The following is a 10,312-nucleotide window of genomic DNA, read 5'->3' on the forward strand; positions in this document are numbered from 1 at the left end:
CTTGCGTTCGGTGGCCACGGCGGCCTCCACGGTGCTCGCCAGTTCCCGCCGGTCGAGCTGGGCCGCCGACAGGGCGGCCAGGTCTTGGCCGAGCTGGGCGCTGCTTGCCTCAACCGATTTCAAGCGCTGGTCAAGAGCCGCTAGGGCCTCGACGCTCTCCCGGTTGGTTCGGGTCAGGGTGGCCAGGGTGCCCTCAACGGCCGCGACCTGGGCTGCCAGCGGGGCGAGTTGGGCGGTGATGTCGGAGAGCGCCTGCTGGATGGCCGCCGTGTCGGGCAGGGCGGCGCCCAGGGCGGTGAGCCGCTTTTCCAGGTCGCTCTGTTTGGCGGCAAGCGCGCTGCCGGTTTTCTCAAATTCGGCCAGCTGCCCCCGGAGGGTTTCCTCGAGCTTGGCAGACTGCAGCGAGAGCGAGGAGAACCGCGAGTCCAGATCCTGCGAGAGTTTCTGCACGTCCCCTTCTTTGACGGCCGCGAACTCGGTTTTGAGGTCGACGTAGGCGTAGGCCACAATCGCGCCGATCACCAGCGGCACCAGGATCGCAAAGACCGTCAAGCGCCGGTTGGGTTTTTCCAGACGCTGTTCCTGGCGCTCCTCCTCTAAAAGAAGGCCGCTGTCCTCGTCGTTGCGCCCCAGTTTAAAACTTTCGCGATCTGCCATCGGTTTTCATTCCCATTCGATGGTGCTGGGGGGTTTGGAGCTGATGTCGTAGACGACCCGGTTGACCCCCCGAATTTCATTGATGATCCGGTTGGAGATGGTGCCCAGGAGGTTGTGGGGCAGCCTGGCCCAGTCGGCGGTCATGGCGTCCTTGCTGGTGACCGCGCGGATGGCCGCGATGTTCTCGTAGGTCCGTTGATCGCCCATGATGCCGACGCTTTTAAGAGGCAGCAGGACCGCGAAGGACTGCCAGAGCTTGCGGTAGTAGCCGCTGCGGCGGATCTCCTCCAGCAGGACGGCGTCCACCGCGCGCAGCAGGCGCAGCCGGCTGGCGGTCACCTCGCCGATGATGCGGATCGCCAGGCCCGGGCCGGGAAACGGCTGGCGCCAGATCATGGCCTCCGGCAGCCCTAAAGTCTTGCCCAGCTGGCGGACTTCATCCTTGAAAAGATAGCGCAGCGGCTCCACCAGCTTGAGCTTCATCTTCTTGGGAAGCCCGCCAACGTTGTGGTGGGATTTGATCACCGCCGAGGGCCCGCCGAAGGCCGACACCGATTCGATCACGTCGGGGTAGAGGGTGCCTTGGGCCAGGAATTCGGCGTCCGTGATCCTGAGCGCCTCGGCTTCGAAGACCGCCATGAAGACCCGTCCGATGATCTTCCGTTTTTTTTCCGGGTCGCTGACCCCCTTGAGGGCGTCGAGGAATTTCTTGCCGGCCGCAACGAAGCGGATGTTGATCTGAAGGTGCTCCTTGAAGAGCGCCTTGAGTTTTTCGGCCTCGTTGAGACGCAGCAGGCCGTTGTCGACGAAGATGCAGGTCAGCTGGCGGCCCACCGCACGGTGCAGCAGCAGGGCGGCTACCGAGGAATCGACGCCGCCGCTGAGTCCCAGGATGACCTTTTTGGGGCCCACTGTTTGCCGGATCTCGGAGATCGCGTCGGCGGCGAAGGATTTCATCGTCCAGGTGCGCCGGCAGCCGCAGACGTCGAAGAGAAAGGCCTTCAATATGTTTTTGCCGCGCGGGGTGTGCACCACCTCCGGGTGGAACTGGAGCCCGTAGAGACGGCGGGCCACGTCCTGGGCGGCGGCCACCGGGGTGTTGTCGGTGGTGGCGGTGACCGCGAAGCCGGGCGGCAGCTGCGCAATGGAATCGCCGTGGCTCATCCAGCAGGGGGTGGTGGGCCCCAGGGTGCGGAAGAGGGGCTTGGGGTCGGTGATGGTCAGGGTCGCCAGGCCATACTCCCGCTTGCCGGCCTTTTGGACGCTGCCACCGAGGGCGTCCACCATGAACTGCAGGCCGTAGCAGATCCCCAGGACCGGAATGCCCAGGTCGAATACGCCCGGATCCATTTTGGGGCTGTCGGGTTCGTAGATGCTGGAAGGCCCGCCGGAGAGGATGATCCCCTCGGGGGCCATCCGGCGCACGGTCTCGAGGTCGATGCCGGGCGGCTCGATGCGGCAGTAGACATGGGCCTCCCGCACCCGGCGGGCGATCAACTGGTTGTACTGGGAGCCGAAATCGATGATCAGGATCATGCGTATCCTTTGCCGGGACTGGGTCCTTTGCGATTGAAAAGCTTTATTTTTCAGGGATCTACCATGCTGCCGGGTGGCGGAACGGTTTGCTAAAACGGATCGAATATGGTAAATAGCGCCCGAATTGTCAATCCTTGATGGCGGCGTAAAAAGCTCAATTTCCGCGTTGCGCTGCATCTCGAGGTCGCTGCAGCGTACATAAGTAGGCCTCACTCCTCGAGATTTATGCGCCGTAACGTGAACTTTTTTTCACCACCATTTCAAATTTTGATTTTTTACCGGTCGATCAATCCTTAACCGCCAGATAAAATGCTAAAAACGCCTCACCGCTGCGCCATGCGGCTTAGCGCGGAATGCGTTATCGGGCAACGGTCACGCAATAGAGGGTCTGCAGGTGATTGTTCAGATTTATGAAATTCAGACCCCGGACGAAGCCGAGCAGATGATCACTCTCGGGGTGGACCATGTCGGCAGCGTGCTGGTCTCTCGTGAGGCCTGGCGCCAGCCCGCGATCCGGGATACCGTGCGGGCGGTTCAGGCGGCGGGCCGGGTCAGCAGTCTGATCCCCCTTTTCAGCGACTTTGACGGCCTGGCCCGGGCGTTGGACTATTACCGGCCGGATATCGTTCATTTCTGCGAGGCTCTCCCGCTGGGGGCCGCCCGCCGGGGGCGGCTGGCCGCCTTGGTCGCGGGTCAGCGGCGGGTTCGCGAGGCTTTTGGCGAAATTCGGATCATGCGCTCGATTCCCGTGCCCGCCAACGGGCGCGGCCGCAGTGCCGGCATCCTGGGGCTGGCTCAGGCCTTCGAGTCCGTTTCCGACTATTTCCTGACCGACACCCTGCTCGCCCCGGAGGCCGGCGGGGCCGGAGAAAAGGAGCCGGTCAAGGGCTTCGTGGGCATCACCGGGTGCACCTGCAGCTGGGAGATCGCCCGCCGCCTGGTGGCCGCCAGCGCCCGGCCGGTGATCCTGGCCGGCGGCCTTTCGCCGGAAAACGTCGCCGCGGGCATCCGCCGCGTGCGACCGGCCGGCGTGGACAGCTGCACCTTGACCAATACCGCGGGGGCCGACGGGCGGCCCGTGCGCTTTAGAAAAGACCGGCAGCGGGTGGGGCGTTTTGTCCGCCTGGCCCGCCAGACCGCCGCGGCGGTGGCGCAAGATGGGGTCTGACGGGCTGTCCGCGTCCTTGGGCCTTCGCCAGCGCTTCGCACCGGCGGGTTTAATCCCAGAGGAGAAACCAAAAGATGCTTGAAAGCGGCGATTTGAAAAAAGGCGTAAAAATCGAGATCGACGGCGATCCCTACGTCATCGTGCAGTTTGAGTTCGTCAAACCCGGCAAGGGCCAGGCGCTTTACAAGTGCCGGCTCAAAAACATGGTGACCGGGGCCCAATTCGACCGCACCTACCGCTCGGGTGAAAAGTTCAACGAGGCCAACCTCGAAGAGCACGAGATGGAGTATCTCTACAACGACGGCGAGAGCTACTGCTTCATGAACACCGCCACCTACACCCAGGAATTCCTGAACAAGGAGCAGGTGGGCGAGGCCGTCAACCTGCTCAAGGAAAACACCGTCTGCAGCATGCTCTTCTTCGATCGCAGGCCCATCGGCCTGACCCTGCCCAATTTCGTGGAGCTCAGGATCGAACACACCGACCCCTGGGTCAAGGGCGACACCGCCTCCGGGGATTCCAAGCCGGCCACCCTGGAAACCGGCCACGTGCTTCAGGTGCCGCCCTTTGTGGAGGAGGGCGAGGTAATCCGGATCGACACCCGCACCGGTCAGTACGTGGAACGCGTCAAGAACTGAGTTCCCTGCTTAAAGGCCAATATATGCCTGGGGTCGAGGGAACGCATCTCACGTATGCCCCAGCGATTTTGAAATGCAGAGCTACGCCGAAATTGGACCTTCAAGAACTGACCGCTTATCCAGCCAGGAAAGGGGTTTTTCGAAGACCACGGCCTTATCCCAACCGCTTGTTGCGCCCGCCGGTTTATGTCCCATCGTCCCGGGCCGAGCATCGCAGCAGCCGGCGATAAAGGCCCTGTGGCTGTCTGAGCGCAAGCGAGTTCCACAGGGCCCGCCGGCTGCGAGAAGCGCAGGGCAGCCCGCAGGGCCCCGGGGCGCGGGCGTTTTCCCGGCGGTTATTTTTCCCGCCGGCTTTTCAGCGCCGCATGCGCCGCCGCCAGGCGCGCCACAGGCACGCGGAAGGGCGAGCAGGAGACATAGGTCAGCCCCAGCTCGTGGCACAACGCGATGGATTGGGGCTCCCCGCCGTGCTCGCCGCAGATCCCGATCTCCAGCTCCGGTTTGACCCCGCGGCCCTTGGCGACCGCAATCCGCATCAGCTCCCCGACCCCCTCAGGGTCGATGGTGGCAAAGGGGTTGTTGGGCAGGATCTGGCGCTCCATGTACTCGATCAGGAAGCCGGACTCGGCATCGTCGCGGGAGACCCCGAAAACCGTCTGGGTCAGGTCGTTGGTCCCGAAGGAGAAGAACTCCGCGTACTGCGCCAGCTCATCGGCGGTCAGGGCCGCCCGCGGGACCTCGATCATGGTGCCGAACTTGTAGTCGATCTCCAGGCCCTCCTCGGCCATCACCTGGCGCGCCTCGGCCTCCAGCAGCTGCCGCTGGATTTTAAGCTCGTTGCGGTGGGCGGCAAGCGGGATCATCACCTCGGGGTGCACGCTGCCGCCTTCCTTGGCCACCCGGCAGGCGGCTTCGAAGATCGCCCGCACCTGCATGGTGTAGAGTTCGGGCACGTGGATCCCCAGGCGCACGCCGCGCAGGCCCAGCATGGGGTTTTGCTCCCGCAGGCTCTCCACCCGCTGCAGAATCCGCTCCTTTTTCTTGTACTGGTCCAGCAGCGTGTCCACCTCTTCCAGGTTGGCGGCGTGCTGCAGGCGGATCTTGAGGTCCGACAGTTCGTGCAGCAGCTCGAAGTGGTTGGGCAAAAATTCGTGCAGCGGCGGATCCAGCAGACGGATGATCACCGGCAGGCCGTCCATGGCCCGGAACAGGCCGATGAAATCCTCGCGCTGAAAGGGCAGGACGGCATCCAGGGCCTCCTGACGCTCGATGGGCAGGTCGGTCATGATCATCTTCTGGACGAAGGGCAGGCGCTCGGCCTCGAAGAACATGTGCTCCGAGCGGCACAGACCGATGCCCTCGGCACCGTACTCCCGGGCGCGCTGGGCGTCGCGGGGGTAATCGGCGTTGCACCAGACCCCGAGGGTGCGGAATTCATCCGCCCAGCCCAGCAGTTTCAACAGCCACGGGTCCTTGATGTCCGATATGGTGGTGGTCAGCTTGCCGTTGAAGACCTCGCCTAAAGTGCCGTCGATGGAAATCCACTCGCCCTCCTTGATGATGGTGTCCCGGAACTTGATCCGGCGCTTGTTCATGTCGATTTCCAGCTCGGCCACCCCCACCACGGCGGGCTTGCCGAACTGGCGGGCCACCAGGGCGGCGTGGCTGGTGCGGCCGCCGCGGCTGGTGAGAATGCCCTCGGCCGCCAGCATCCCGTGGACGTCGTCGGGCTTGGTTTCGGCGCGCACCATGATCACCTGCCGGCCCTCCTCCTTGGCCCAGACCTCGGCCACATCGGCATCCAGCGCCACCACCCCCACCGCGGCCCCCGGGGAGACGTTGAGGCCGGTGGCCAGCAGGTTGCCCATCTCTTTGGCGGCCTGGATGGCCTCCAGGCTGAACTGGGGGTGAAGGTAGAAATCCACCTGCTCGGCGCTGACCCGCAGGACGGCCTCCTCGCGGCTGATCAACCCCTCCTCGGCCATGTCCGCCGCAATGCGCACCGCCGCCTGGGCCGTTCGTTTGCCGTCGCGGGTCTGCAGCATCCAGAGCTTGCCCTTCTCGATGGTGAACTCCACATCCTGCATTTCGCGGTAATGGCCCTCCAGCAGCTGGGAGATTTTTTCGAACTCGTCGTAGGCCGCCGGCATCTCCTCTTTGAGCTGGGAGATGTCCTTGGTCATGCGGATGCCGGCCACCACGTCCTCGCCCTGGGCGTTGGTCAGGTAGTCGCCCTCGATGTGTTTTTCCCCGGTGGAGCCGTTGCGGGTCATGGCAACGCCGGTGGCGCTGTCATCGCCCATGTTGCCAAACACCATGCTGACGATGTTGACGGCGGTCCCCAGGTCGTGGGGGATGTTGGCGGCCTTGCGGTAGTCGATGGCGCGCTTGCCGTTCCAGCTCTTGAAAACCGCCTCGGTGGCCAGCTGCAGCTGCTCCAGGGGGTCTTCGGGGAAATTGCGGGCCGCGCGCCCCCGGAAAATGCGCTTGAACTCGGCGGTCACGTCCTGCCACTGGTCGGCGGAGAGCTCGGCGTCGGTCTGCACGCCGGCCCGGCGGCGGGTGGCGGTCAGATACTCCTCGAAGACCTCGTCGGGAAGTCCCATGACCACGCTGCCGAACATCTGAATCAGGCGCCGGTAAGCGTCGAAGACAAAGCGCGGGTCCCCGGTCAGGGCCACCATGCCCTCGGCCGTGGCGTCGTTGAGGCCGATGTTGAGCACGGTGTCCATCATGCCGGGCATCGAAAACTTGGCCCCGCTGCGGCAGGAGACCAGCAGGGGGTTGCGGCGGTCGCCGAATTTTTTAGCGGTGCGCGCTTCGATGGCCGCAAGCGCCGCCAGCTGCTGCTCCCACATGCCGTCGGGAAAGGCGCCGCCGGCCTCAAGGTAGGCGTTGCAGGCTTCGGTGGTAACGATGAAGCCCGGGGGCACCGGCACCCCGATGCGGGTCATTTCCGCCAGGTTGGCCCCCTTGCCGCCGAAAAGGCCGCGCACCGCGTCCCAACTGCCCCCCGCGTATTTCTCCGCTTCATCGACCTCATCGAAGAGATAGACCCATTTTTTGGACATCGCTGTAACCCCTTTCATTGACGGATTTTGGTTTGGCATCGGCCGGGTGGACACCCGGATTTCTCAGTCGCCCAATGGCTGGCCCCACTGTTCGACAAAAAGAATCTGGTCCAGCGGTTTGCGGTTCCTGCGGGACGGCGGCGCATCGGCCGCGTAGCCGATTGCCAGCAGGGCCGAGACCTTGATGCGGCGGGGGATCTTTAAGATGGCCTTGACCTGGCGCTCGTCGAACCAGCCGATCCAGCAAGAGCCCAACCCCAGCTCGGTCGCCTTGAGGACCATGTGCTCCATGGCGATGCCGAGGTCGATGCGGTAGTATTCGATGCCGGTGACCGTTGACCCGATCCGGTTGCTGATGATATCCAGCTGGGAGCAGCCCGCGATCACCAGCGGCGCCTGGGCCAGCCAGCGGTTGGGGACCACCGGGCGCATGGCCTGGCGGCAGAGGGCCTGGATCCGGCTGCGGTCCTGGACCGCCACGAAGCGCCAAGTCTGGCTGTTGCAAGCCGAGGGCGCCCAGCGGGCCGCCTGGCAGATCGCCAGGAGATCTTCGCGCGCCACCGGGCGCGGGTCAAAGGCCCTTACCGAACGGCGTTTTTCCAGGATGCGGTCAAAGGTTGTCATGGCGCTGATGGCGGCCATGGCCGCTGTTTTGTGATGGGATGCCGGGTTCCCGGCCCCTTAAGATGGACGGCCGCAGTTCCCGACGCCACTATAATGGATACGCAGAATTTTTCAAGCATTTGAAAACTTCGGGAAAAATAGGGGAGTACATCCACGCGCTGCTCAACTCCGGCCGCTTCCGGGGTCAGGTGGCCCACCACGGGGTGCTGCCGCCGGTGGCGGCCCAGTGGGATGCGACGGCGCATCCCTGGCCGGCGCCGCTTACCGCCGCGCTGAAGGCCGTGGGCATCGAGCGCCTCTACAGCCACCAGGCCCGGGCGCTGGACCTGGTGCGCGCCGGGCGGCACTGCGTGGTGGCAACCCCCACCGCCAGCGGCAAGTCCCTGGTCTACAACCTGCCGTTTTTGGAGCGGGTTTGCCGCAACCCCAATTCCCGGGCGCTCTACCTTTTCCCCTTGAAGGCCCTGGCCCAGGACCAGCTGCGGGCCTTTCGCCGGCTGACGGCCGCCCTGGGCGACGGCGGCCCCCGGGCCGCGATCTACGACGGGGACACCAGTGCCTGGCAGCGCAGCAAGATCCGGCGCGACCCGCCCCACGCGATCTTCACCAACCCCGAGATGCTGCATCTGGGGATTCTTCCCCACCACGGCCGCTGGGCCGATTTTTTGGCCGGCCTGGAGATCCTGGTGATCGACGAGCTTCACACCCACCGCGGGATCGCCGGCGCCCACATGGGCCAGCTGCTGCGGCGTTTGGGGCGGGTGTGCGCCCATTACGGGGCGGCGCCGACCGTCGTCCTCAGCTCGGCCACGGTGGGCAACCCGGGGGCCCTGGCGCGGCAGCTGACCGGCCTGGAGGTTCACACCGTCGGCCGCAGCGGCGCCCCCCGGGGGCCCCGCCACCTGGTGCTGATCGATCCGCTGGAGAGCCCGGCGCGGGCGGCCATCGCGCTGCTCAAGGCCGCCCTCCACCGGGGCTTGCGCACCATCGTCTACACCCAGTCGCGCCGGCTGGCCGAACTGATCGCCATCTGGGCCGCCCAGCAGGCCGGCGGCTTCGCCGGCAAGATCAGCGCCTATCGCGCCGGGCTGCTGCCCGAAGAGCGCCGCGAGATCGAACGCCGGCTTGCCGCCGGGGACCTGCTGGGGGTGATCGCCACCAGCGCCCTGGAGCTGGGGATCGACATCGGGGACCTGGACCTCTGCCTGCTGGTGGGCTATCCCGGCTCGATCGTCGCCACCTGGCAGCGGGGCGGCCGCGTCGGCCGCAGCGGGCAGCCCTCGGCCCTGGTCCTGATCGCCGCCGAAGACGCCCTCGACCAGTACTTCCTGCGCAACCCGGCCGAACTGCTCAACCGGCCGCCGGAAGCCGCGGTGGTCAACCCGTTCAACCCTGGGGTGCTCGCCCGTCATCTGGTCTGCGCCGCGGCCGAGCTGCCCCTGCAGGTCGGCGAACCCTATCTGCAGGTGCCCGGCGCAGCCGAAGCGCTGGACGAGCTGGAACAAAGCGGGGTCCTGTTGCGCAGCGCGGCGGGAGATGTTCTGTTTGCCGCCCGGCGGGCGCCCCACCGGAAGGTGGATCTGCGGGGCGGTGGCGCGCGCTATACCATCGTCCACGCCGAAAGCGGCCAGATCCTGGGGGAGATCGACGCCTACCGCGCGTTTCGCGAAACCCATCCCGGGGCGATCTATCTGCACGGCGGTCGGAGCTTCCGGGTGGAGGCTTTGGATATCGCCGGTCGCACGGTTACCGCTGCCCCCCTGCGGGTGGACTACTACACCCGGGTGCGCGCCAACAAGGAGACCTGGATTCTCTCGGTGGCCGAGGCCGGGGCGGTGTGGGGGCTGGGGGCCTTCACCGGCCGGCTGCGGATCACCGAGCAGGTCACGGGCTACGAGAAGATCCGCATCCGCGGCCAGGAGAAGCTCGCCGTCCTGGCGCTGGACCTGCCGCCCCAGGTCTTTGAGACCGAGGGCGTCTGGTTTGCGGTTCCCCGGGAGATCCAGCGTGCGGCCGAGGCCGACCAGCGCCATTTCATGGGGGCCCTGCACGCTCTGGAGCACGCCGCCATCGGGGTTGCACCGCTGATCGTGATGGCCGACCGCAGCGACCTGGGCGGGCTTGCAACCCCCTTTCACCCCCAGGTGGGCGGGCCCGCGGTGTTCATCTACGACGCCGTTCCGGGCGGGGCCGGGCTGAGCCGGGAGGCCTTCCACCAGGCGGAAGCCTTGCTGGCGGCAGCCCGGCAGGCGGTTGCCGCCTGTCCGTGCGATCACGGTTGCCCTTCCTGCGTGCACTCCCCCAAGTGCGGCTCCGGCAACCGGCCCATCGACAAGGCCGGCGCGCTCTTTCTGCTCTCCCGGCTGCGCGCTGCGGCGCCGCTGCGGCCGGCGCCGGCCGCGGCGCTGGCGAAACCCTTGGCGGCGCCCCCAGTCCGCAGCCGCTCGGCCGGCAGCGTCCTGCGCTACGGCGTGTTCGACCTTGAAACCCGGCGCTCGGCTGAGGAAGTCGGCGGCTGGCACCGCGCCGATCGCATGGGACTCAGCTGTGCGGTGGTCTACGACGCGGGCCAACAGGCGTATCTGGAATTCCTGGAGGACCAGGTGGACGAGCTGCTG

At 65.9% G+C, this 10,312-nt stretch carries 7 protein-coding genes; 3 read left to right on the top strand and 4 right to left on the bottom strand.

All coding sequences use genetic code 11. The features are described from left to right. Both LJE63_03560 and guaA read right to left on the bottom strand, forming a co-directional pair. On the bottom strand, window positions 1–657 hold a 657-nt coding region (locus LJE63_03560), incomplete at its 3' end, for a hypothetical protein (GenBank protein MCG6905679.1). A 6-nt stretch (window positions 658–663) separates the two neighbouring features. After that, complete coding sequence (guaA, locus tag LJE63_03565; GenBank protein MCG6905680.1) at window positions 664–2,193, bottom strand: glutamine-hydrolyzing GMP synthase; 1,530 nt, start codon at window positions 2,191–2,193, stop codon at window positions 664–666. Between the two features lie 394 nt (window positions 2,194–2,587). Here guaA and LJE63_03570 point away from each other — a divergent pair, with 394 nt between their 5' ends. Both LJE63_03570 and efp read left to right on the top strand, forming a co-directional pair. Then, window positions 2,588–3,361, top strand: coding sequence for a hypothetical protein (locus LJE63_03570; protein MCG6905681.1), 774 nt, complete (start codon window positions 2,588–2,590; stop codon window positions 3,359–3,361). Window positions 3,362–3,435: 74 nt separating this feature from the next. Then, window positions 3,436–3,999 (top strand): elongation factor P, encoded by a 564-nt coding sequence (gene efp, locus LJE63_03575; GenBank protein ID MCG6905682.1) that lies wholly within the window; start codon window positions 3,436–3,438, stop codon window positions 3,997–3,999. Between the two features lie 335 nt (window positions 4,000–4,334). On the opposite strand, the gene ppdK is transcribed toward efp, so the two are convergent. Beyond that, the gene (ppdK, locus tag LJE63_03580; protein ID MCG6905683.1) at window positions 4,335–7,070 is read right to left on the bottom strand and encodes a pyruvate, phosphate dikinase; all 2,736 of its coding nucleotides are present in this window, start codon (window positions 7,068–7,070) and stop codon (window positions 4,335–4,337) included. A 63-nt stretch (window positions 7,071–7,133) separates the two neighbouring features. Then, the gene (locus LJE63_03585; GenBank protein MCG6905684.1) at window positions 7,134–7,712 is read right to left on the bottom strand and encodes a nitroreductase family protein; all 579 of its coding nucleotides are present in this window, start codon (window positions 7,710–7,712) and stop codon (window positions 7,134–7,136) included. A 101-nt stretch (window positions 7,713–7,813) separates the two neighbouring features. Here LJE63_03585 and LJE63_03590 point away from each other — a divergent pair. Further along, window positions 7,814–10,312, top strand: a 2,499-nt coding sequence (locus tag LJE63_03590) for a DEAD/DEAH box helicase (GenBank protein ID MCG6905685.1), incomplete at its 3' end; no start/stop codon positions are given.

It is taken from the genome of Desulfobacteraceae bacterium (genome assembly GCA_022340425.1).
GTDB lineage: Bacteria > Desulfobacterota > Desulfobacteria > Desulfobacterales > JAABRJ01 > JAABRJ01.